This is a genomic window from Pseudoalteromonas sp. AS84 (assembly GCF_038900255.1).
Taxonomy (GTDB): domain Bacteria; phylum Pseudomonadota; class Gammaproteobacteria; order Enterobacterales; family Alteromonadaceae; genus Pseudoalteromonas.
The window spans coordinates 117,328-139,024 of record NZ_JBBMQY010000006.1 but is presented as its reverse complement, the minus strand read 5'-3'; the positions used below and the strand labels follow the sequence as shown (position 1 = coordinate 139,024).

The following is a 21,697-nucleotide window of genomic DNA, read 5'->3' as shown; positions in this document are numbered from 1 at the left end:
AGCTGCCGTTTTTGTATTACGTACATATTATTAAAATAGCTCTTCTTCTGTTTTAGTGTCTTCTTCAAATATATCGTTAGGCTGAGATAGCACATACTTTGTAGGTGCGGTGCCTTTTTCAAAATATTCAAATCGACTTGTGTAGTCATTTTTATGGCTTAATAAACCAGTAGCTAAATCAATACGAATAGAAACAAGTCCCTCAGGCGGCTCAATTGGAGCTTCGGGCTTGCCTTCTAGTGCCGCTTTCATAAATTCAACCCATGCTGGCTGTGCGGTTTTAGCGCCCGATTCAGCACCTGATATTTGGCTGCTATCTAGGTTGTTGTTATATGTAGAGCGACCAAGAGCGTTGCCCGGATTATCAAAGCCAACCCAAACTGAGGTCATCACATTACTATTAAAACCGCTAAACCAGGTATCTACTGAGTCATTAGTTGTGCCTGTTTTACCCGAAATATCGCGACGGTCTAGTGCTTGTGCTCGCCAACCGGTTCCACTCCAACCTGTTTTATGAGCCCAGCTACCCCCCCCCCAGATTGCACTATTCATAGCATCGGCAATTAAAAATGCATTCTGCTTAGAAATAATTCTCGGTGCACATTTTTTAGTTTGCTCCTCTTCACCATCACTATTATGAATTGAGAGTGCATTGAGTGTTGGCAAAGGCTCTTCGTCACAGGCAAGAGCAGGGTTTGCTTTAAACAATACATTGCCATAAGCATCTTGAATTTCTGAGATGAAGTAAGGTTCAATTAAGTGACCGCCATTGGCAAATGTACTCATGCCTCGGGCAAGTTCAAGGGGAGTAATGGAAGCACTGCCAAGGGCTAATGATTCACTGCGATTAATGTCAGCGTCTTTAAAGCCAAATTTTAGTAAGTGATCAGCTGTACGTTGTAATCCAACACCACGCAGTAAACGCACCGAAATAACGTTTTTAGACTGTGCTAAAGCACGGCGAATTCGAATAGGACCGTTGTAAACAGCGGGGCTATTTTTAGGACGCCATGCTACGCCTTGGCTTTTATCCCATTGGTTTATAGGTGCATCGTTTAATATAGACGCAAGCGTGTAGCCCTTTTCAAGTGCTGCTGAATATATAAAAGGTTTTATATTAGAACCCACTTGACGCTTAGCTTGTACCGCACGATTGTATTGGCTTTGCTCAAAGCTGTAACCCCCTACAATGGCTTTTATTCTACCGTCTTGTGGATCGAGTGAGACAATAGCGCTTGATGCTTCCGGTACTTGGCTTAATAAGAAGCTGCTATCTTCGTTTTGACGTACCCATATTTGCATACCTGGTGTTAAAATGTCGGTAGCTGCTTTTGGAGCAAAGCTTTGGCGGTAGCGAGTAATATACTTACGCGCCCATTTTAAATTATCCCAAGTGAGGGTTGTTTGTTCACCGTTTTTAAGTAATACAGTAGCTGTTTTATCATTAACACTAAGTACTGCTGCAACTTTTAAAGTGCCTAATTCATTTACGCTCTGTAATTTATTGAGTATTTTTTGCTCAGTTAAAGCTGGTTGTGTTTCAGGATTCCATAAAATATCAGTTGGACCTCTAAAACCATGACGCATATCGTAATCGTGTAAGTTATTTACAAGTGCGTTTTGCGCTGCTTTTTGAACCTTTGATTCTACTGAGGTAAAAATTTTAAAACCTGAGTTGTATGCTTTATCTACCCCATAGCGCGAAACCATTTCGGCACGCACCATTTCAGAGATATACGGTGCGTATAAGTTTATTTCTGCGCCGTGAAAATAAGCTGTAATAGGTTGGCTAGTTGCTTCGTTATATTGCTCTTGTGTTATATAGTCTTCGGTAAGTAAACGGCCTAAAACTACATTTCGGCGTGCTTTTGCACGCGTTGGGTTACGAATTGGGTTTAATGCAGAAGGTGCTTTAGGTAAACCTGCAATCATCGCCATTTGTGCAAGTGTTAAATCTTTTAGCTCTTTACCGTAATAAACTTGCGCTGCTGCACCAATACCGAAAGCACGATTACCTAATTCTATTTTATTAAGATAAAGCTCTAAAATTTCGTCTTTTGTTAATACATCTTCGATATGAAGCGCTATAAATATCTCTTTAACTTTGCGTATATATGCTTTTTCGCGTGTTAAAAAGAAATTACGAGCAAGCTGCATAGTAATAGTACTTGCACCTTGTTTTTTCTCGCCAGTAGATATAAGAACAACAGCCGAACGTACGATGCCAATAGGGTCTATGCCTATATGATCGTAAAATCGATTATCTTCTGTCGCTAGAAATGCATTAATGAGTGTTTGAGGGATTTCATCAATAGTCACTGGAATACGACGTTTTTCACCAAATTGATTGATTAAAAGCCCATCTTTAGTGAATACTTGCATAGGAGTTTGTAATTGCACGTCTTTTAAAACTTGCACACTGGGGATATCAGGTTTAACGTAGTAATAAAGACTGATCAAAGTAATCAGACCAATTAACACACAAATGATAAAAAATTGTAAAGTTCGTTTTAATAAAATCACTTATATTTCCCTAAATGGACTCCCAATTGCGAGTTTTGACTGCTAGTATATATTGATTAAAAAATGAATAATATTTTTTCATATAAAAATTATAACTTGTTTATTATTAAAACAAAGGCCAAGTTGAAACATGCTAAGTCAACTATTTCAAAAACCGTCCCAAATGATGGTAGGAATTGATATTGGATCGCACTCTATTAAGGCTGTGCTTTTACGTGAAATTGAAACTGGATTTCGACTTGAAGCACTTGCAATTGAGCCGATGCCAAAAGGCGCTATGAGTGAGCGTACAATCCAAGATATTGAAGCGATTGGTAACGTAATTACAAAATTAAGAAAAAAATTACCAAAGTCGTTAAAATTTGCGGCAGTGGCTGTTTCTGGCCAAACAGTCATCACAAAAGTGATCTTCATGGATGTATCGTTAACTGATGCTGAACTTGAGTCGCAAATTGAAATTGAAGCCGATAGTTTAATTCCATATCCTCTTGATGAAGTAAGCCTCGACTTTGAGAAGCTTTCGACGAATGAAGCCGATCCTAGTAAAATGAATGTTTTGCTTTCAGCTGCCCGTACTGAAAGTGTTGAAGCGCGTGTTGGCGCTTTAGAAGCAGCAAATTTAGAAGCTAAAATAGTTGATGTAGAAAGCTATGCATTAAGTCGTGCAATGGATGTGTATTACCAACAGTTACCTAGCGACGCATTTAATAAATGCGTGGCTGTGGTTGATATTGGTGCGGTTTTAATGCTTGTGAGCGTTGTTCAAGCTGGGGAAACAATTTATACACGTGACCAAGTTTTTGGTGGTGACCAATATACAAATAGTATCGTTGCTTATTATAATAAAGGCTTTGATGAAGCTGAGATTGGTAAAACATCAGGTGATTTACCGCCAAACTACACCTTTGAAGTATTAGCCCCTTTTCAAACTTCGTTACTTCAACAAGTGCGACGTGCGGTGCAAATGTTTTTAACAACCAGTGGCAAAGAGCAAATCGATTATATTGTATTAACGGGTGGTACATCGATGATTAAAGGTATTGACCGATTACTCATTGAAGAACTAGGTATTCACTCTGTCGTTGCTGAGCCTTTTGAAAATATGGAAATTTCTCCAAAAGTAGATCGTAATGTAATGCAACGTCACAAAACGCAGTTTGCAATTGCGACAGGGTTGGCATTAAGGAGCTTTTCAACATGCCACATATAAATCTACTTCCTTGGCGTGAATCGCAGCGCGAAGAATCGAAAAAGAAATTTGTAACTATACTTATTGGTGTCGTTATACTTTGTTTTGCGAGTATGTACTTATTAAGCTCTTTTTATAGTTCATTAAAAGACGGTCAAAACTTAAAGAATAACTATTTAAGTTCAGAAATTAGCATGCTAGATAAAAAAATTAGTGAAATTAGAAGTTTAGATAAAAGAAAAGAAAACTTACAACAGCGTATGAGGCTCATTGAAGAATTACAAAGCAGCCGTAATTTGGGTACGCAAATAATGGATGAAGTTGCCAAAATAGTGCCGGGTGGGGTTTATTTAACAAAACTCGAGCGCCGAGGTAGCCAAATTCATGTATTGGGACGCAGTGAATCTAATAACCGTTTATCAACAATGCTGCGCCAAGTACAAAGCTCATATTTACTAGAGAATCCTTCAATGCAAGGCATTGTTGCAGGCGATCAATCTTCGCGTTTACTTAGTGATTTCAATATGGAATTTTATGTAAAACCATTTGATAAAATTGGTGAGGTTAGCGATGAGCCTTGATTTTAAAGCACTGAGTGAAATTGATTGGAATGAAATAGAGCTCGATAACATTGGCGATTGGCCTATTGCAGTTAAAGCAATTTGCTGTACGTTTGTTGCCGGACTTGTATTGTTTTTTAGTTATAGCCTGTTAGTTTCTGATGAAATTGATAGTTACCACAGTGCAGTTGCGAAAGAGGTCGAGTTACGCACAACTTATCGTACTAAATACGCAGTAGCGAGTAAGCTTGAGATCTATCGTCAACAAATGATTGAAATGGAAGATAAGTTTTCACAATTATTAAAACGTTTACCTACCTCTAACGAAACCCCTGGTTTACTTGATGATTTGTCGTATGTTGGAACAACAAGTGGTCTGACTTTTTTAAAAATAGGTTGGTTACCAGAAGTCGAGAAAGAATTTTATACTGAATTACCGATTAAAATAGAAGTGATAGGAACCTACCATGAGTTTGGTGAGTTTGTGGGTAAAGTAGCTCAGTTACCACGAATTGTAAGCTTACATGACTTTTCTATTTTATCATCGGGCGATAAACAGTTAACATTTAGTGTTGTCGCAAAAACATATCGTTATGAAGAAGGAGTTAAAAAATGAAGCTCCTTCGCGTAGTACCTGTAGTAATGGTGTTTGTTTTGAGTGGTTGTAATGATGATACGTCTGAGCAAAAAGAATTTATTGATCAGGTAAAAGCAAGCACAACACCAAAGGTTGAATCAATTCCTGAGCTGACAAAGTTTGAAATATTTGAGTACAGTGCTGGTCAGCTACGTAGCCCGTTTGTAGCGCCTCAGCCTGAGATAATCCAAAATAAATTAACACAAGTAAAAAACTGTTTGCACCCTGATCAAGAGCGTCGCCGCGAACCGTTAGAAAAATACCCGCTAGATAACTTAGCAATGAAAGGCACAATTGGTTCTAGTGGACAAATATGGGCATTAATAACAGCAGCTGACGCTACTTTGCATCGTGTAACGGTAGGGAATTACCTTGGTAGTTATGATGGCAAAGTAAAAGCAGTAAGTAACGACTATATAGAGTTAGTGGAATTAATCCCTGATGGGTCTGGCTGTTGGAAAGAGCGCTTGACTAAATTAGAAATGTTAGAGGCGGCAACAGATGGCGCAAATTAATAATAAAAAAGGTAAAAATAGCATGCATAAGGATGTACTTTGGCTTCATCGTATTTCACGAACATTACTGGCTGCTGTTGCTTTAGTCACTGTAAATTCAGCCGTTGCAGGGCCGTTACTTTATGATGTTCGTTATAATCCATTACTTAAAGGCGAAACTGAGTTACAGCTTGTTTTTGATGAAGAGTTAACGCTTGAGCCAAAAGTTCAGGTGTTTAATAGCCCAGCCCGAATCGAAATGTTTTTTGATACCGCAGAGTTAGAGGTTGGTTTAAATGATGTTGAAGTTAATCAAGCTGGAATTAGCAGTGTTACTAATGTTTTAACTAACAGTGGTTTAAAGGTAACAGTAAACCTCGATAGATTAAAAATTTATGAAACTGAAGTTCATAACAACTTAGTATCAATACGCGTGTCTGATAATCCTCTTACAGAATCTGAAAATGAAAATGTAGCGATGGACTCAGGTGACGTAAGTGGAAATTACATCAACCGTATCCAATCAATTGATTTTAGACGTGGTGAAAAAGGCGAAGCGAAAGTACTCGTATTTTTACAAGACACTCAAGCTGCAATTGAAGTTCATGAGAGTGGCGGGAAAATTTATGCTGACTTTCATCACACCGATATTTTAGATGACCTACTTTATGAATTAGATGTATTAGATTTTGGTACTGTTGTAAGTAATATCGAGACTTTTAAAGAAGACGGATTAAGTCGTGTTGTTATTGAGCCAAACGCTCAGTTTACATTTACGTACCAGCAAATAGATAATATTTTAACGCTGACGGTAGAAAAAGATGAAACGCAAAACGCCTATTTAGATGGTGGCGTTGAGTATCAAGGTCGCCCTATGACCTTAAATTTTCAAGATATCTCTGTGCGAGCAGCACTACAAATTATTGCGGGTTATAACGATTTTAACTTAGTAACCAGTGATTCAGTGACCGGTAATATAACACTGCGCTTAGATGGCGTTCCGTGGGATCAAGCGCTTGACGTAGTACTGCGTATTAAAGGGCTAGACAAACGCATGGATGGCTCTATTTTAATGGTAGCGCCTGCAGAGGAGCTTGCAGCACGTGAAGCTAAAGATTTAAAAGCTAAACAGCAAGTTGAAGACTTAGAACCACTCTATAGTGAATACATTCGATTAAACTACGCTAAAGCCGAAAATTTTGCTGACTTATTAAAAACAGATAGGAACAGTATTATAACTGCCCGCGGTAGTGTATCGGTTGATCAGCGTACAAATACTTTATTGGTAAAAGATACTGTAAAGAGTATAGAAAACATTCGCCGGATGATAGAAACACTCGATATTCCAGTACAGCAGGTTGTAATCGAATCTCGGATGGTAACTGTGCGCGATAACGTTACTGAGGACTTAGGTGTACGATGGGGCTTTAGTGACCAAGGTAGTAGTGTTGGTATTTCAGGCTCCCTTGAAGGCGCTGAAGGTATTTATAACGCAACATCAACTACAAATGCGCCAAGCATTTCAGATCGATTAAATGTAAATTTACCAATTTCTAATCCTGCGGCCAGCATTGGTTTGCACATAGCAAAGTTGGCTAACGGTACATTAATTGATTTAGAGCTAAGTGCGCTTGAAGAAGAAAATAAAGGCGAAATTATTGCTAGCCCGCGTATCATAGCGGCTAATCAGCAAAAAGCACGAATAGAGCAAGGTACTGAAATTCCTTACACTGAGTCAGCTTCAAGTGGTGCTACTACCGTAAGCTTTAAAAAAGCGGTACTAAGCTTAGAAGTAACACCTCATATCACACCTGATAATAAAGTAATTCTAGACTTAATTATTACTCAAGACACGCGTGGCGATACCGTACAAACGGGAACAGGTGAAGCAGTGTCTATTGATACCCAAGAGATTCAAACACAAGTGTTAGTTGAGAATGGACAAACCGTAGTACTCGGTGGTATTTTCCAGCAGCAGATCATTAATACTACGAGTAAAGTGCCAATTTTAGGTGACATTCCTTACGTAGGAAGACTGTTTAAAACCACGAGTGAGTTTAATGAAAAGCGTGAATTACTTATTTTTGTGACACCAAAAATACAAATTGATTAAAATACAGTGGTTTTATGTTAACCAACGGGTGATTATTTAGATTAATTGCTCGTTATATGGCTTTTTATGCTAATTGACTTGAAATACCCCCGCAATTACTGAGATAATCCCCTCCTTAATTTTGGGGCCAGGTCGTTAGGCGGGGTTTTATTTCAAATTTTAGAGTTTGTTTGTACTAAAAGATATGGCTGAGAAACGTAATATATTTCTAGTTGGCCCCATGGGGGCTGGCAAAAGCACGATTGGTCGTCACATCGCTGACCAATTACACCTTGAATTTGTTGATTCTGATCAAGAAATCGAACGCCGCACAGGTGCAGATATTGCATGGGTATTCGATCTTGAAGGTGAAGAAGGCTTTAGACTTCGAGAAGAGTCTGTTATTGGCGATTTAACCGAGATGCAAGGTATTGTACTTGCTACCGGTGGTGGTTCAGTAATGAGCAAAGAAGTCCGAAACAAGCTTTCGGCTCGAGGTATCGTTGTATACCTAGAGACACCTATAGAGAAGCAAGTTGCACGCACGCAACGCGACAAGCGTCGCCCATTACTGCAAACTGAAGAAGCACCTCGTAACGTACTAGAGCGCTTAGCAGAAGAACGCGAGCCACTATACAAAGAAGTTGCTGATTTTGTTGTACGTACCGATGAGCAAAGCGCTAAAGTTGTTGCTAACCAAATCATCGAGAAATTAGATTTTTAAAAACCAATAATAAAGGAATAGCCAAGCATGCTTAAATTAACTGTTAATTTGGACGAGCGAAGTTATCCTATTTATATTGGGCAATCTGCACTTCAAGATAATGGCCGCCTGGTTCACCACATTGGTGATTGTCGGCCTATCATCATTACTAATGACACAATAGCGCCTTTATATTTGCAAAGGTTACTTGATTCATTAGCTGATCTAAATCCGCTATCTTTTATTATTCCTGACGGTGAGCAATATAAATCACTGGAATGGTTTGAAAAAATATCAGCATTTTTACTACAAAATAACTGTGGCCGAGATACGTGTCTAATTGCGTTAGGTGGTGGTGTTGTAGGTGACCTAACTGGTTTTGTAGCGGCTTGTTATCAGCGCGGCGTACCGTTTATTCAAATACCAACGACAGTGCTTTCACAGGTTGATTCATCGGTAGGTGGAAAAACGGCAGTAAATCATCCGTTAGGTAAAAATATGATAGGGGCATTTTATCAGCCTCAAGCGGTTTTTATTGATACGCAAACATTACACACTCTACCTGCACGAGAGTTTGCAGCAGGTATGGCTGAGGTAATTAAGTATGGTCTGATTTACGATACCGAATTATTTGAATATTTAGAGCTAAATGTAGCTAATTTGCAGCAACTAGATGAAGCATGCTTACAGCATATCATTTTTAGATGTTGTGAAATAAAAGCGCTTATAGTTGCTCAAGATGAAAAAGAACACGGCTTACGAGCTTTGTTAAACCTAGGCCATACATTTGCCCATGCAATTGAGGCACAGATGGGTTATGGCGTTTGGTTACACGGCGAAGCTGTTGCAACAGGAATGGTATTAGCAGCTAAACTTGCCAAGACACGCCAAGATTTAAGCGCAGATGAAGTTGATCGAATTATTAAGCTGCTTGAGCTATATAATTTACCAACAGAAATTCCAAAGCAAATGACTAGCGAGCAGTTTTTAACGCATATGCGTAAAGACAAAAAGAATAAAAAAGGCACTATCCGCTTTATTCTACCTACCCAATTTGGCCAGTGTGCATTAGTTGATAATGTATCTGATGATCAAGTTAGAGACTTAATCGAGCAGTAAATGCAGTCACAAATTTTACCAAGCCGTGCGGCTTTGGTGGATAGAATCGCACTGCAATTTGAGTACGGGCAAAATTTAATTGTTTTACTTGGCACTTCTGGGCTAGGTAAAAGTTATATGCTCGAAACCTTCATTACAGATAAATACAACGACTTTAATAAAGCCTTCGTGCAAGTAAGTGCACAAATGACTGACGCTCAGCTAATGAGTGAGTTATTAGAACAAAGCTTTAACTCTCCCCTGATCGATCATAACTTAAGTTTACCTGAAAACTATTACCAGTTGCTCCAGCAACAACCATGTGGGCCATGTTTATGGGTACTTGATGGCGGTAGGCAATTATCTGATGAGATGTTAATTGAGCTTGAGTTACTTTCTAAGAACAGCCCAAATACGCTATATATAATAATAGCTTCACAGTCTAAGCTGCCTTTAAACAACGCTGTTGAAATTTACTTGGAGCCGCTAACGCTTCGAGAAAGTAAGATGTTATTACAATGGTATTTTTCAGACTTACCTTATGATGAAGACCCTGTTTTTAGTACTTTTTTAGCTGAGGCTCAAGGTAATCCTAGTTTATTGCTTGCTTGGCAACCTAGTGAGCACATAGCTGATATTATCGTAAAGGACAAAGTATCTTGGCGATTGCACCTATTGATTTTGATGTTGCTGATTATGCTTTTAATTATTGGGCTACTTTATAAGTCGGATATGACACAGTGGTGGCAACAGTATTATCAGCAGGAAGAAACACAAGTCGTAAATACAGCAATATCTGTAGAGCAAGTAAGTGAGCCGGTTATAAAGAAAAATGACCCAGTAGCGAGCCTAAATAAACCAAAAGTAGTTGAGCAACCTATTAAGCTAGAACGCGAACACATTAATGATGTGCCTGCGATCATGCAAAGCCTTACCGAGTCTGCCAACTCCGTTAACGTACTAGACAGTGATGTTGATGTTAGTACTAATAATAAAAGCAGTGTATCAAGTGAGGTTAAATCTGAAGCTCTAAAAGTAAATACAGCAGAGCAAACTCAGAGTAGCCAAGATAATATATGGTACATGCAGCAAACAGATACAAATAGTGTTATTCAATTATTAGCCGTAACTCAGCAGGAAGTTAGCGATAGCTTTATTGCTCAATTCAATCTACAGCAGCAAACTCATACTTACCAAACGAAGCGAAATAATAAAATATGGTGGGTTGTTACATTTGGTAGTTTTGGAAGTATAAACGAAGCAAAATCAGCAATGGATACTTTATCTGCTGGGGTTAAAAAAAATAAACCTTTCTATAAAAAAATTAGTAAAATAAAGCAAGAAATAGCACTCGTAGATCAGTAAAACACACTACTTTAGTGTAAAATCGCGCAACACCAGATTGAAGTAAAGAGCCAATGCAGCAAAAGAGTAGAGCCTTCCTTAAATGGGCCGGCGGAAAATACAGCCTAGTTGAAAACATTAATGCGCGATTAAACCAAGCTAGCAAGCATGCTGATACGTTGGTTGAACCTTTTGTTGGTGCAGGCTCTGTGTTTTTAAATAGTGACTTTAAACACTATATTCTCAACGATATAAATGCAGACTTAATTAACTTATACAAAGAGCTTAAAAGCTCCCCGGATGAGCTCATTAGTGATGCTAAAAAGTTATTTGTTGATTTGAATAATCACGCAGATGCTTATTACGAATATCGTGTGCAGTTTAATCAAAGCCGTGATGTATATGAACGTTCAATATTGTTTTTATACATGAACCGCCATGGTTACAACGGACTGTGCAGATATAACCTGAAAGGTATTTTTAATGTGCCTTTTGGTAAATATAAAAAGCCTTATTTTCCTGAAAAAGAAATGTATTTTTTTGCTGAAAAAGCACAAAAAGCAACCTTCACCTGTTTAGATTACGATGACGTTTTTAAGTTAGTGCCTAACAATGCTGTTATTTATTGCGACCCGCCTTATGTACCATTAAGTAAAACAGCTTCTTTTACGTCTTACGCTAAAGGGGGGTTTAATTTAGATGATCAGGCTAATTTGGCTAATTTGGCTGAGAAGGCTGCCTTTGAAAATGATACACCAGTACTCATTTCCAATCACGATACCGTATGGACTCGAAAAATTTATAGCCAAGCATCACTTGACCAAATTCAAGTAAAGCGCACTATTAGCCCCAAAGGTGGCTCTAGAAATAAAGTTGACGAGTTGATGGCTATGTATCTAGCACCCAAGCAACCACTGCGTAAATTGCGATAACAAAAGCAATAAATAGTACAATCGCAATTAGGATGATAGAGATAGGAGAGTGTTGTTTAAAATCGACTTGGCGTTTATTTTCAGATTGAACACCAAAAAATGCTGCTAGCACACTTTGCAACGCACTAAAAAGTTGCAGCATTATTTAAAATAAAGGTTTTAAAGATGGAGTGTTTTTAGAATCTTCTGAGCTAGTAAGTAGCTCTAGTAAATCGAGGTAATGAAACTGAGCACTACGGCTATCGCCAGTTAACCATGAAAACCACGATGACTCTTCTTCAACTTTAATACACGTAGTTAATGTGTTTTGAACACTTACCACTTGTGTATTATGACAATTACCCACTGAGCTTAATTCTTGCTCAGAGCTTGAACCAAAGCTAAATGCCCCGATAAGCAGTAATGCCGACGCAATTAATATCCCAGTTTTAAAAGCACGCATGATGAAATCCAATAATTTGTTACTTTTTTAATCATAGCAAATATTGATTAAATATCAAACTTAAAGTTACCTGAAATAGGGGCTATTACGCCATATTACTTGGGTAACATCTTCAATTAAGTTACATTAACGCAATACACTATTTATTGATGGAGTTAATCATGTTTAACCCAGAGCAAAAATATTTAATAGCCCCTTCTATTTTGTCTGCTGACTTTGCAAAGTTAGGCGAAGATGTTGATAAAGTTCTCGATGCGGGCGCTGACGTGGTTCATTTTGATGTAATGGATAATCACTATGTACCTAATCTCACCATTGGTCCTATGGTGTGTAAAGCACTCAGAGATTACGGCATTACAGCACCTATCGATGTGCATTTAATGGTTAAGCCTGTAGATAGTCTTATTCCATTATTTGCAGAGGCGGGTGCATCAATTATTACCTTTCATCCTGAAGCCAGTGAGCATGTTGACCGTACAATACAGTTAATTAAAGATCACGGCTGTAAAGCAGGCTTAGTGTTTAACCCAGCAACAAGCCTAAGCTATTTAGACCATGTTATTGATAAGCTCGATACCATTTTGCTAATGTCGGTAAACCCAGGTTTTGGTGGGCAAAGTTTTATCCCTCATACGCTTGAAAAATTACGCCAAGCAAAACAGCGTATTATTGAATCAGGTCGAGAAATTCGCTTAGAGGTTGATGGGGGTATTAAAGTCGATAATATTGCAGCAGCAGCACAAGCGGGTGCTGATATGTTTGTTGCAGGTTCAGCTATTTTTAATCAACCAGATTACAAGGTTGTGATTGATCAAATGCGTAAACAGCTTGGAAGTGTTAAGTAATGAAGTACGATGTCGCCTTATTTGATTTAGATGGTACCTTGGTTGATAGTGTTTACGACTTGTATATTGCTATTAATTTAACCTTGAGTGGTCTTGCTTTCCCTATTGTTAGCCAACGCTTGGTGGAAAGTTGGGTCGGTAATGGGGTTGAGGTCCTCGTTAAACGCGCTTTGAGTGGCGATATGCAAGTGAGTGAACATCTAGATGAGTCACTTAGTGGTAAAGCAATATTAGAGTTTTATAAGCACTATGAACAACAAGTTGGTGAGTATAGTGTTTTGTACCAACATGTAGAAACAGGGCTTGCAGCACTTCGTGGTATGCCTAAAGCATTAATCACTAATAAGTCTCGAATATTTACAGAAAAATTACTCGATAAACTGGCATTAACGAGTCATTTTGATGTGATTGTATGCGGTGACGACATGGCAAAAAAACCATCGCCAGAGCCATTGCTATTTGCCTGCAAAAAACTAAATGCTCAGCCTAATAAAGCAATAATGATAGGTGATTCTAAAAGCGATATACTTGCAGCTAAAGCCGCGAATATAGACGTAATTGCACTTAGTTATGGCTATAACCAAGGTGAAAATCTTGAGGATTATAATCCACAGTACCTATGCGATCACTTCTTAGATATAATACCTGTTCTAACGCAGCGTTAAATATTATTAATTAAGCCAAATAAAGGAAAATCATGAGTAAACCAGTAGTTTTAAGCGGCATTCAGCCAACCGGTGGTATGACAATAGGCAACTATGTTGGCGCTATTAACCAGTGGCTAAAGTTACAGGAAGACCACGAAAGTTTCTTTATGTTAGTAGACTTACACGCTATTACAGTTCGCCAAGAGCCTGAATTACTGCGCTCTCGAGTGTTGGATGGTATTGCTCTTTACGCGGCATGTGGTATTGACCCTGAAAAATCTGCTTTATTTGTACAATCACAAGTACCTGAGCACGCACAGTTAGCGTGGGTATTAAATTGTTACGCGCAAATGGGTGAGCTTAATCGAATGACTCAGTTTAAAGACAAGTCATCTAAGCATGCAAATAACGTAAACGTGGGCTTATTTTCATATCCGGTATTGCAAGCTGCGGATATTTTATTATATCAAGCTGATCAAGTACCCGTCGGTGAAGATCAAAAGCAACACTTAGAGCTGACTCGCGATATAGCAACACGCTTTAATAATTTATACGGCGACGTATTTAAATTACCAGAGCCGTACATTCCTGAGTTTGGTGCACGCGTAATGAGCTTGCAAGATCCACTTAAAAAGATGTCTAAGTCTGACGAAAACCCAAATGGTTACATTATGTTATTAGATGAGCCTAAACAAATTGTGAAGAAGCTTAAAAAAGCAGTAACTGATTCAGACGAACAAGCACGTATTTACTTTGATCGCAGCGAGAAGCCTGGTGTATCAAACTTGCTTACTTTATTAAGTGTTGCAACTAAGCGCTCAATAGAAGACCTAGTGCCTGAGTATGAAGATAAAATGTATGGCCATTTAAAGAAAGATACAGCTGATGCAGTTGTAAATATGATTGAGCCAATTCAAGCTCGCTTTAAAGAGATCAGAGAAGATCAAAACCTACTCAATAGCATAATGAAATCAGGTGCTGAAAAAGCCAGTGTACGTGCTGAGAAAACATTAAAATCGGTATACGATGCGCTTGGTTTTATTCCTCGCGGGTAAGTTTATTAAAATAAAAAAATGCCGCTTGTTAGCGGCATTTTTTATATAGCACATATCAACATGATAGACCCAAATAGAAACAGTAGCGATATCGCTAGTTTGTCTGTTTTATCCATTATTCAGCCCCTCTTACTGTTATATCTGCCGTGCTATCAACACTGACTAAAGAAACGCTGTAGCCTTTGTTTTCAAGTAAGGTAAGTAAACTATCTTGTCCTGCAAGGTGGCCAACTCCAACAAGTACAAACTCATTTTTGTCGTTGTTAAACATGGCTTCTACTTTTGGTAACCAATCATTATTTCTATCTGTAATGAGTTGTTTATAGCTATTCGGATCATTTTTCTGCATACCTTCAAGTGCCACTTTATTCAGTGTGTCTGTATCACCTTTGCGCCAGGCAGCTAAAAGTCCTTTAAACATATCGCCATAGTTGTGAAGCTCAGCTAAGTTACGTTTAATGAAATCGTTTTCGTTGCCTTGACCCATTGTTTTATAAAGCTCTAACTGAAATTCCATTGTTTCTAAATAATTTTTTGTTTTGTTATCTTCAGTCGCTTTTTTAGTAAAATAAGCATCAACCCCTTCACCCATTAAGTTTTGCTTTTGAAGCTCCATCGACATTAAAACAATACTCACCATAGCAGGACGAAAACCATCTAACTTAGCTAGGTTAGCGCCAAACTCGCTAAGCTTATTTTCAAGAGAAGCTTTAACCTGGGGTTCTAGCTTTTGACTCAACGTTTCGTTATTTGTATACGATAGCGCACCTAGCATTTGCATTTGTGCATTGGTGTCGGCTGGATCAGGTAAGGGTGCTTCTAAAATAATTGTATCTGCTTGTTCATAAGCATGGTTAAACTCAGCGGGCAGTGGCATTTCAGCTTTAGGTAGTATGTGAACTGTACCGCCAATAAATAGTGAGTCATTGCCATTACTTACTTTCCATACAGAGCTTTGAGCCTGTGCTGTATTTGCTAAAAGGCTGCAACTAAGTATTACGCTGGCAGATACTAATTTTTTTGTGAATTTTTTCATGATAATTCCTTAATATAACTTTTAATTTTATTGTTTTTAGTTCGATAACACATTGCTGAAATATGCAGTGATTGACGATGTTACCTTTGAAAGATTTTTATCAATTTGCGAGTTTATTTTGCTCATTGAAGAGTCAAGCTCAGCTGATATTTTTTCATCCAGTGAAGAAAGTAACGTTTGTGTATCAACATTATTTTTTAAAGACTCAGAAGCGTCTATTTTGTTTGTTTTTTGTAGTTTTTGATTAGCAGGGTTAATTACCTTTATGCTTTCACCAATCATGCATTTCTCAAAATTATTTTGAACGGTGTCTTGTTTAGTGTCAGCTGCAATAACTGAAGTAGTATTAAAAGCAGTTGCTAGTAGTAAAGCCGGTAGTACTTTTTTCATTGTGCTGTTCATAATTAAACCTTTTATATTTTTAAATGCAGCCAATTTAGAATCACAAATGATTTTCTACTAAGCTGCTTGTTGATGACGGTTTAAAGAATATCGCTGAATTTATTAAGAGTCGCTTATCTAGTTATGAGCAATTAATAGATAAGGTTTTAAAGATAAATAATTGTTTTAATTTAGTATGTTAGCTTTAAACCTTATAATGCTAATATAAGGTTTAAAATGCTTTTCTATAAAATAAAGTATAGATGTGATACGGTTTATAAAAATAAAAATACGTAAAGACTATGAATTATCAAATCGGACCTTGGCAATTTATTAGTAATCGCTGTGTGATTACTTCAAACCATTTAGAAAGGGAATTAGATCCACTTTTAGTAAAGTTATTACTCCACTTTATAGATAAGCCTCAACAAATCGTTTCCCGCCAAGAGCTTATTGAGAGTGTGTGGCAACAGAGCTTTGTTGATGATAATGCGATTAACCGTGCAATCTCAGAGTTAAGAAAGCAGCTTGCCCACCCAATTGAAAAAGCACCGCTTTTAAAAACGCATTACCGTAAAGGGTATAGCCTAACAGTAATACCTGAACGCTTAACGCAAGCAAATGTTTCTAAAGAGTCTACAAATATTTTTCCTGACTCAACGGGTATTTCTGCCAAAAATGAAGAGCTAGCTACTGCAACTATTTCGCAACCGGTTCAAAGAAAGAATAGTAAAAAGTTTTTGATTTATTCTTTATTCGTCATTATTTGCCTGTGCTTTTTAATATGGTTTGGGTTGTTTTTTATTAATGCACCTTCTAGTGAAAAGATTAAACAGATCACGGTTAATAAGGTAGCAAGCACGTGGAATATAGGCAGTGAGGTTCACCCTGAGATGTCTTCAGATAAACAATATTTAGCTTATACAAATGTTGAACCTGAAAATGACGTAATGCATGCATTTGTAAAGCGATTATCTGATCAAAGGGAAGTTGAAATTACCTATCCTGGCTTTCAAGTATCTATTTTATCGTGGCAGTTAAATCAGCGCTCTGTGTTGTTACAAGCGACCAACTTAAAGCAGCAAAAGTGTGAAATGGTACTCGTCGATTTAAGCCAATTTCCTGTTATAGGAGAGGCTACCTTAATTAAAAAGTGTGACCTTAGATACACAGGTTATGCGCAAGTAGATGAAAGTGGTGAGCATATTTATTACACCGAATATAAAAATGAGCATGAGGGTTCAGGTTTATATAAATATGATTTAGAACTTAAAAAAGAATTCATAGTGATCCCACCACCAGGCGTCATGTATGGCGTAATCATGCCTCGCTTATCTCATTCTGGTAGTAAAATAGCATATGTACTTAGTCAAAAGGGTAAGCCTTTTTCTGTATTTAGCTACAACTTTGAAACCCATGAAACTAAGCGGTTATTTAAAGCAAAGAAAAGCGTAATTAGCTTCGCGTTTGACTGGCTTGCAGACGATAAAGGCGTGATCGTTTTTGAAGGCTCTGAGCTTTCAACCATAGTGTTTGATAAAAATAATATTATTAAGCGCACACTAACGGTTACCCCAGCAATTTCACCTTATTATATTGCAGTTCAATCTGCTAATAGCCTTTTTTACTCAGCAAATAAAACACAAGCATTTTCGTTAATTAAAGCGACTAATCTTTTTAGCGATGCTCCTGAGTATGAAGCACTCTACAAAAGTGATGAAGACGACTACATCATTGCAGAAGTAATTAATGAGAAAGGACCAGCGCATATTTTTGTATCCGAGCGCTCTGGCAGCAGTCAGTTGTGGTTATCTCAAAACGGACTTACAAAGCAGCTTAGTAACTTTACTTATGAAGGGAAATCTAACTTTGCTATTGGTGGACTAAGGGTATCGAGTAAGCAAGATCGGGTTTTATTAAGAGTTAATAGTGATATTGCATTTTTTGACGTTATGTCGAACAAGCTCTATACCATAGCTGAGTTTAAAGGGCGAAAGATACTAAACTATGTATGGTCTAAAGATAATGAAAGTATAATTTATTTAGAGCGAAGCGGTTCAGAAAATCTATTTGGTCAGTTTAATTTATTAACGCGAGACACAACTATATTAGAGGATATTAAAGCCAATAAATTAATTTCAGGTGCTGACGGCACTAACTATGCAATTACTAATAATCAGTTAATTAAATTATCAAATAAACAGAATTGGGAATTGCCTAAAGACGCGCGACAAGCACAAATTTTTGCCATTAATGGAAATTACCTTTACTACTCTGATGCAATTTCAAGAGTTGCTCGGCTTAATTTAGAAGATAAAACAGTACAAGATGTACATGTAGATTTTAAACCTATCGCATTTTTTATTAGTGATAACAATCAGATTTTCTTTACAGCATCAAAATATAAAGACATGCAAATAATACAGATAAGTTGGAATGACTAGGGCGTGTCTATCTCTCTAGATTAAGTTTGTAGCAGTGTGTTGTTTTTCTTTAATAGCATTTTCGATTGTTATACCAATTCGCTTAATTAAGAGATCTATTTTGAGGGTGGAAAAACGTGTTGATAGCTAGGCAAAAAATTCGCTATTTAGTTGTCTAAATGAGAATTTTTTAACACAGGTAGCGACACGTTTAGCCCCGCAAAATGATTAAGTATTATTGCGGATTGGTATTATGTTGATAAATGAAAGTTAGAGCAAAAAAATAGCGAGAAGTGAGTCTTCTCGCCATTTTTAATTAAGTGTAATCTCGACGGTTAAATAACTTTAATGCCGATTGATTTGTCACAACTTAACCTCTATTTATTTAATAGAGGTTTTAAGTAATGCCCTGTATGTGAACGCTCACATTCGGCTACTTCTTCTGGTGTGCCTGCAATGAGTATTTCACCACCGCCAGCACCGCCTTCAGGTCCTAAATCGATAACCCAGTCTGCTGTTTTAATAACATCGAGGTTGTGCTCAATAACAACAATTGTATTGCCGTGATCGCGCAGACGATGAAGTACAACAAGCAGCTGTTCAATATCAGCAAAGTGTAAGCCTGTTGTTGGTTCATCTAATATGTAGAGCGTTTTACCTGTATCACGCTTTGATAGCTCGCGCGCTAATTTTACACGTTGCGCCTCACCACCTGAAAGAGTAGTAGCGGCTTGTCCTAAACGAACATACGATAAACCGACGTCCATCAGCGTTTTAAGTTTACGGGCAATAGCCGGTATTTTATCAAAGTAATCATGGGCGTCTTCAACAGTCATCTCAAGCACTTGGTGTATGTTTTTACCTTTGTATTGTACTTCGAGTGTTTCGCGGTTATAGCGTTTGCTCTTACATACATCACACGGTACATACACATCAGGCAAAAAGTGCATTTCAACTTTAATTAAGCCGTCACCTTGGCACGCTTCACAGCGTCCGCCTTTAACGTTAAAGCTAAAGCGACCTACTTTGTAGCCACGTGAGCGCGCTTCTTGCGTACCTGCAAATAACTCACGAATACCGGTAAATATACCTGTGTAGGTTGCCGGATTTGAACGCGGAGTACGACCAATTGGGCTTTGATCAATATCGATCACTTTATCAAAATGCTCTAAACCGCTAATTGATTTATACGGTGCCGCTTCGGCTGTTGTTGCGCCATTTAACTCTGTATGAGCAAGTTTAAATAAAGTGTCGTTTATTAGCGTTGATTTACCTGAGCCCGATACACCTGTCACACAGGTCACTAAACCAAATGGGATTTTTAAATCCACATTTTTAAGGTTATTACCCGTAGCACCAAATAGCTCTAGCCACTTGTCGTTCGTTGGATGACGTTCTTTTGGTATTTCTATTCTACGTACGCCAGATAAAAATTGGCCCGTAACAGACTCTTTGCTTGCTAAAATATCGTCGCGTGTACCTTGAGCAATAATATGCCCACCATGAACGCCCGCGCCTGGGCCAATATCAATAATATGGTCAGCGGCACGAATAGCATCTTCATCGTGCTCTACTACAATAACGGTGTTACCTAAGTCGCGTAAATGGACCAGTGTTTGTAGCAAGCGGTCGTTATCGCGTTGATGTAATCCAATAGATGGCTCATCTAGTACGTACATTACACCTACAAGGCCGGCACCAATTTGGCTCGCTAAGCGGATACGCTGAGCCTCACCACCTGATAGTGTGTCGGCGCTACGTTCAAGTGATAAGTAATTTAGGCCAACGTTAATCAAAAATGATAAACGGTCGCGAATTTCTTTTAGTATTTTTTCAGCTATTTGGCCTTTTTGTCCGGTTAGCGTTAACCCTTCAAAAAATTCCATAGCTTCACCAATACTCATGCACGTGATTGCAGGTAAGTTGGTTTGCCCAATAAATACATTTCGAGATTCTTCGCGTAAACGCGAGCCATTACAGCTAGGACATGCTTGGCTTGTTTGGTATTTAGCAAGTTCTTCGCGTACAGAGTTTGACTCGGTCTCGCGGTAGCGGCGATTCATGTTATTTAAAACGCCTTCAAACTCATGGTTACGCGTAATTAAATCGCCACGGTCGTTACGGTAATTAAACGCAATTTTAGTGCTACCAGAGCCATCTAAAATAATTTTTTTCGAGTCGCTGTCTAAATCTTGATAAGGCACGTCTAAATCAAAATTGTAATGATCCGCAACTGCTTGTAGCATTTGATAGTAATAAAAGCTGCGTTTATCCCAGCCTTTAATTGCACCGCCAGCAAGGCTTAACTCTGGGTTATGCACTACGCGATTAGGATCAAAATATTGACGTATACCTAAACCATCACAGGTTTGGCACGCACCAGCAGGGTTATTAAACGAAAACAAACGCGGTTCTAGTTCAGTCATTGCATAGCCACAAGTAGGGCAGGCAAAGTTTGCTGAAAATAGAATTTCTTCAGCGCTGCTATCATCCATGTATGCTACATGTGCCACGCCATTAGACATTTCAAGTGCGGTTTCGAACGATTCTGCTAGGCGTTGTTGTAAGCCATCTTTTACTTTAAATCTGTCTACAACTACTTCTATAGTATGTTTTTTATGAAGCTCAAGTGTTGGTGGATCAGACAAGTCACATACTTCACCATCTATACGGGCGCGAATATAACCTTGGCTTGATAGCTGTTCTAATAACTTAACATGCTCACCTTTACGCTCTTTTACTATAGGCGCAAGCAGCATTAATTTACTGCCCTCAGGCAGTGCCAAAACAGTATCTACCATTTGGCTCACTGTTTGCGCAGCAAGTGGTAAATCATGTGTAGGACATCGTGGCTCGCCAACGCGGGCAAACATAAGTCGTAAATAATCGTAAATTTCGGTAATAGTACCCACCGTAGAGCGTGGGTTGTGAGACGTTGATTTTTGCTCAATAGAAATTGCAGGAGAGAGGCCTTCGATGTGATCTACATCAGGCTTTTCCATAAGCGATAAAAATTGTCTTGCATACGCAGAGAGTGATTCAACATACCGGCGTTGTCCTTCTGCATAAAGTGTATCAAATGCAAGTGATGACTTCCCCGAACCAGATAGACCAGTAATAACTATTAATTTATCACGTGGGATGGTTAGGCTGATGTCTTTTAAATTATGCGTACGGGCGCCTCGGACTTCAATGTTTTCCATGCTATCTCGTTTATTACCAAAATTATTTACTCAGTATCGCATAATACGAAGCAATATTAATCCTTGATCAATGAAAAATCCTTACTTATAGGC

General features: G+C 38.2%; 19 protein-coding genes. 13 read left to right on the top strand and 6 right to left on the bottom strand.

Annotated features, from left to right (window positions below):
* Nucleotides 1-30: 30 nt before the first annotated feature.
* Nucleotides 31-2,523 carry a PBP1A family penicillin-binding protein gene (locus WNY79_RS08720; protein ID WP_342875665.1) on the bottom strand — a complete coding sequence of 831 codons (2,493 nt, stop codon included), beginning with the start codon at nt 2,521-2,523 and terminating at the stop codon, nt 31-33.
* Between the two features lie 130 nt (nt 2,524-2,653).
* Here WNY79_RS08720 and WNY79_RS08715 point away from each other — a divergent pair, with 130 nt between their 5' ends.
* From WNY79_RS08715 to WNY79_RS08675, 9 genes are all read left to right on the top strand, one after another.
* Nucleotides 2,654-3,733, top strand: coding sequence for a pilus assembly protein PilM (locus WNY79_RS08715; RefSeq protein ID WP_024598074.1), 1,080 nt, complete (start codon nt 2,654-2,656; stop codon nt 3,731-3,733).
* Nucleotides 3,721-4,293 (top strand): PilN domain-containing protein, encoded by a 573-nt coding sequence (locus tag WNY79_RS08710; RefSeq protein WP_024598073.1) that lies wholly within the window; start codon nt 3,721-3,723, stop codon nt 4,291-4,293. Before WNY79_RS08715 ends, WNY79_RS08710 begins: the two co-directional genes overlap by 13 nt.
* Nucleotides 4,283-4,888 carry a type 4a pilus biogenesis protein PilO gene (locus WNY79_RS08705; protein WP_007586270.1) on the top strand — a complete coding sequence of 202 codons (606 nt, stop codon included), beginning with the start codon at nt 4,283-4,285 and terminating at the stop codon, nt 4,886-4,888. Before WNY79_RS08710 ends, WNY79_RS08705 begins: the two co-directional genes overlap by 11 nt.
* The gene (locus WNY79_RS08700; RefSeq protein ID WP_197111959.1) at nt 4,885-5,424 is read left to right on the top strand and encodes a pilus assembly protein PilP; all 540 of its coding nucleotides are present in this window, start codon (nt 4,885-4,887) and stop codon (nt 5,422-5,424) included. Before WNY79_RS08705 ends, WNY79_RS08700 begins: the two co-directional genes overlap by 4 nt.
* The gene (locus WNY79_RS08695; RefSeq protein ID WP_342875664.1) at nt 5,411-7,516 is read left to right on the top strand and encodes a type IV pilus secretin PilQ family protein; all 2,106 of its coding nucleotides are present in this window, start codon (nt 5,411-5,413) and stop codon (nt 7,514-7,516) included. The genes WNY79_RS08700 and WNY79_RS08695 overlap by 14 nt, the downstream gene beginning before the upstream one ends.
* A 184-nt stretch (nt 7,517-7,700) precedes the next feature.
* Entirely contained in the window at nt 7,701-8,219 is a 519-nt protein-coding gene (gene aroK, locus WNY79_RS08690) for a shikimate kinase AroK (RefSeq protein WP_004589350.1), read from the top strand.
* 27 nt (nt 8,220-8,246) lie between these two features.
* Nucleotides 8,247-9,317, top strand: coding sequence for a 3-dehydroquinate synthase (gene aroB / locus WNY79_RS08685; RefSeq protein ID WP_170072560.1), 1,071 nt, complete (start codon nt 8,247-8,249; stop codon nt 9,315-9,317).
* The gene (locus WNY79_RS08680) at nt 9,318-10,661 is read left to right on the top strand and encodes an AAA family ATPase (RefSeq protein WP_076925374.1); all 1,344 of its coding nucleotides are present in this window, start codon (nt 9,318-9,320) and stop codon (nt 10,659-10,661) included.
* Between the two features lie 53 nt (nt 10,662-10,714).
* Nucleotides 10,715-11,572 carry a Dam family site-specific DNA-(adenine-N6)-methyltransferase gene (locus tag WNY79_RS08675; RefSeq protein ID WP_024589888.1) on the top strand — a complete coding sequence of 286 codons (858 nt, stop codon included), beginning with the start codon at nt 10,715-10,717 and terminating at the stop codon, nt 11,570-11,572.
* Here the strand turns inward: WNY79_RS08675 and WNY79_RS08670 are convergent.
* Both WNY79_RS08670 and WNY79_RS08665 read right to left on the bottom strand, forming a co-directional pair.
* On the bottom strand, nt 11,529-11,714 hold the full coding sequence (locus tag WNY79_RS08670) for a DUF2970 domain-containing protein (RefSeq protein ID WP_076915754.1): 186 nt from the start codon (nt 11,712-11,714) through the stop codon (nt 11,529-11,531). The two genes, WNY79_RS08675 and WNY79_RS08670, sit on opposite strands and share 44 nt — an antisense overlap.
* A 3-nt stretch (nt 11,715-11,717) precedes the next feature.
* On the bottom strand, nt 11,718-12,014 hold the full coding sequence (locus tag WNY79_RS08665; RefSeq protein ID WP_024598069.1) for a hypothetical protein: 297 nt from the start codon (nt 12,012-12,014) through the stop codon (nt 11,718-11,720).
* A 161-nt stretch (nt 12,015-12,175) separates the two neighbouring features.
* Here WNY79_RS08665 and rpe point away from each other — a divergent pair, with 161 nt between their 5' ends.
* The 3 genes from rpe to trpS are packed head-to-tail and all read left to right on the top strand — an operon-like array spanning nt 12,176 to nt 14,561.
* On the top strand, nt 12,176-12,859 hold the full coding sequence (rpe, locus tag WNY79_RS08660) for a ribulose-phosphate 3-epimerase (RefSeq protein ID WP_024598068.1): 684 nt from the start codon (nt 12,176-12,178) through the stop codon (nt 12,857-12,859).
* Entirely contained in the window at nt 12,859-13,524 is a 666-nt protein-coding gene (locus WNY79_RS08655) for a phosphoglycolate phosphatase (RefSeq protein WP_182197339.1), read from the top strand. Before rpe ends, WNY79_RS08655 begins: the two co-directional genes overlap by 1 nt.
* Nucleotides 13,525-13,556: 32 nt before the next feature.
* Nucleotides 13,557-14,561, top strand: a complete 1,005-nt coding sequence (gene trpS, locus WNY79_RS08650; RefSeq protein WP_024598066.1) for a tryptophan--tRNA ligase — start codon at nt 13,557-13,559, stop codon at nt 14,559-14,561.
* A 115-nt stretch (nt 14,562-14,676) separates the two neighbouring features.
* Here the strand turns inward: trpS and WNY79_RS08645 are convergent, their stop codons facing one another.
* Both WNY79_RS08645 and WNY79_RS08640 read right to left on the bottom strand, forming a co-directional pair.
* A complete protein-coding gene (locus tag WNY79_RS08645; protein ID WP_342875663.1) occupies nt 14,677-15,597 on the bottom strand; it encodes a TraB/GumN family protein in 921 nt (306 codons plus the stop codon).
* A 36-nt stretch (nt 15,598-15,633) separates the two neighbouring features.
* On the bottom strand, nt 15,634-15,999 hold the full coding sequence (locus WNY79_RS08640; RefSeq protein ID WP_342875662.1) for a hypothetical protein: 366 nt from the start codon (nt 15,997-15,999) through the stop codon (nt 15,634-15,636).
* A gap of 281 nt (nt 16,000-16,280) precedes the next feature.
* On the opposite strand from WNY79_RS08640, the gene WNY79_RS08635 reads away from it, so the two are divergent.
* The gene (locus tag WNY79_RS08635) at nt 16,281-18,422 is read left to right on the top strand and encodes a winged helix-turn-helix domain-containing protein (protein ID WP_342875661.1); all 2,142 of its coding nucleotides are present in this window, start codon (nt 16,281-16,283) and stop codon (nt 18,420-18,422) included.
* A 356-nt stretch (nt 18,423-18,778) separates the two neighbouring features.
* Here WNY79_RS08635 and uvrA read toward each other — a convergent pair whose 3' ends face one another.
* Entirely contained in the window at nt 18,779-21,604 is a 2,826-nt protein-coding gene (uvrA, locus tag WNY79_RS08630; protein ID WP_342875660.1) for an excinuclease ABC subunit UvrA, read from the bottom strand.
* Between the last annotated feature and the right edge of the window lie 93 nt (nt 21,605-21,697).

Coding starts and splice junctions, on each gene's coding strand:
- WNY79_RS08715 (WP_024598074.1), top strand. CDS start 2,654: ATGCTAAGTCAACTATTTCAAAAACCGTCCCAAATGATGGTAGGAATT.
- WNY79_RS08710 (WP_024598073.1), top strand. CDS start 3,721: ATGCCACATATAAATCTACTTCCTTGGCGTGAATCGCAGCGCGAAGAA.
- WNY79_RS08705 (WP_007586270.1), top strand. CDS start 4,283: ATGAGCCTTGATTTTAAAGCACTGAGTGAAATTGATTGGAATGAAATA.
- WNY79_RS08700 (WP_197111959.1), top strand. CDS start 4,885: ATGAAGCTCCTTCGCGTAGTACCTGTAGTAATGGTGTTTGTTTTGAGT.
- WNY79_RS08695 (WP_342875664.1), top strand. CDS start 5,411: ATGGCGCAAATTAATAATAAAAAAGGTAAAAATAGCATGCATAAGGAT.
- aroK (WP_004589350.1), top strand. CDS start 7,701: ATGGCTGAGAAACGTAATATATTTCTAGTTGGCCCCATGGGGGCTGGC.
- aroB (WP_170072560.1), top strand. CDS start 8,247: ATGCTTAAATTAACTGTTAATTTGGACGAGCGAAGTTATCCTATTTAT.
- WNY79_RS08680 (WP_076925374.1), top strand. CDS start 9,318: ATGCAGTCACAAATTTTACCAAGCCGTGCGGCTTTGGTGGATAGAATC.
- WNY79_RS08675 (WP_024589888.1), top strand. CDS start 10,715: ATGCAGCAAAAGAGTAGAGCCTTCCTTAAATGGGCCGGCGGAAAATAC.
- WNY79_RS08670 (WP_076915754.1), bottom strand. CDS start 11,714: ATGCTGCAACTTTTTAGTGCGTTGCAAAGTGTGCTAGCAGCATTTTTT.
- WNY79_RS08665 (WP_024598069.1), bottom strand. CDS start 12,014: ATGCGTGCTTTTAAAACTGGGATATTAATTGCGTCGGCATTACTGCTT.
- rpe (WP_024598068.1), top strand. CDS start 12,176: ATGTTTAACCCAGAGCAAAAATATTTAATAGCCCCTTCTATTTTGTCT.
- WNY79_RS08655 (WP_182197339.1), top strand. CDS start 12,859: ATGAAGTACGATGTCGCCTTATTTGATTTAGATGGTACCTTGGTTGAT.
- trpS (WP_024598066.1), top strand. CDS start 13,557: ATGAGTAAACCAGTAGTTTTAAGCGGCATTCAGCCAACCGGTGGTATG.
- WNY79_RS08645 (WP_342875663.1), bottom strand. CDS start 15,597: ATGAAAAAATTCACAAAAAAATTAGTATCTGCCAGCGTAATACTTAGT.
- WNY79_RS08640 (WP_342875662.1), bottom strand. CDS start 15,999: ATGAACAGCACAATGAAAAAAGTACTACCGGCTTTACTACTAGCAACT.
- WNY79_RS08635 (WP_342875661.1), top strand. CDS start 16,281: ATGAATTATCAAATCGGACCTTGGCAATTTATTAGTAATCGCTGTGTG.
- uvrA (WP_342875660.1), bottom strand. CDS start 21,604: ATGGAAAACATTGAAGTCCGAGGCGCCCGTACGCATAATTTAAAAGAC.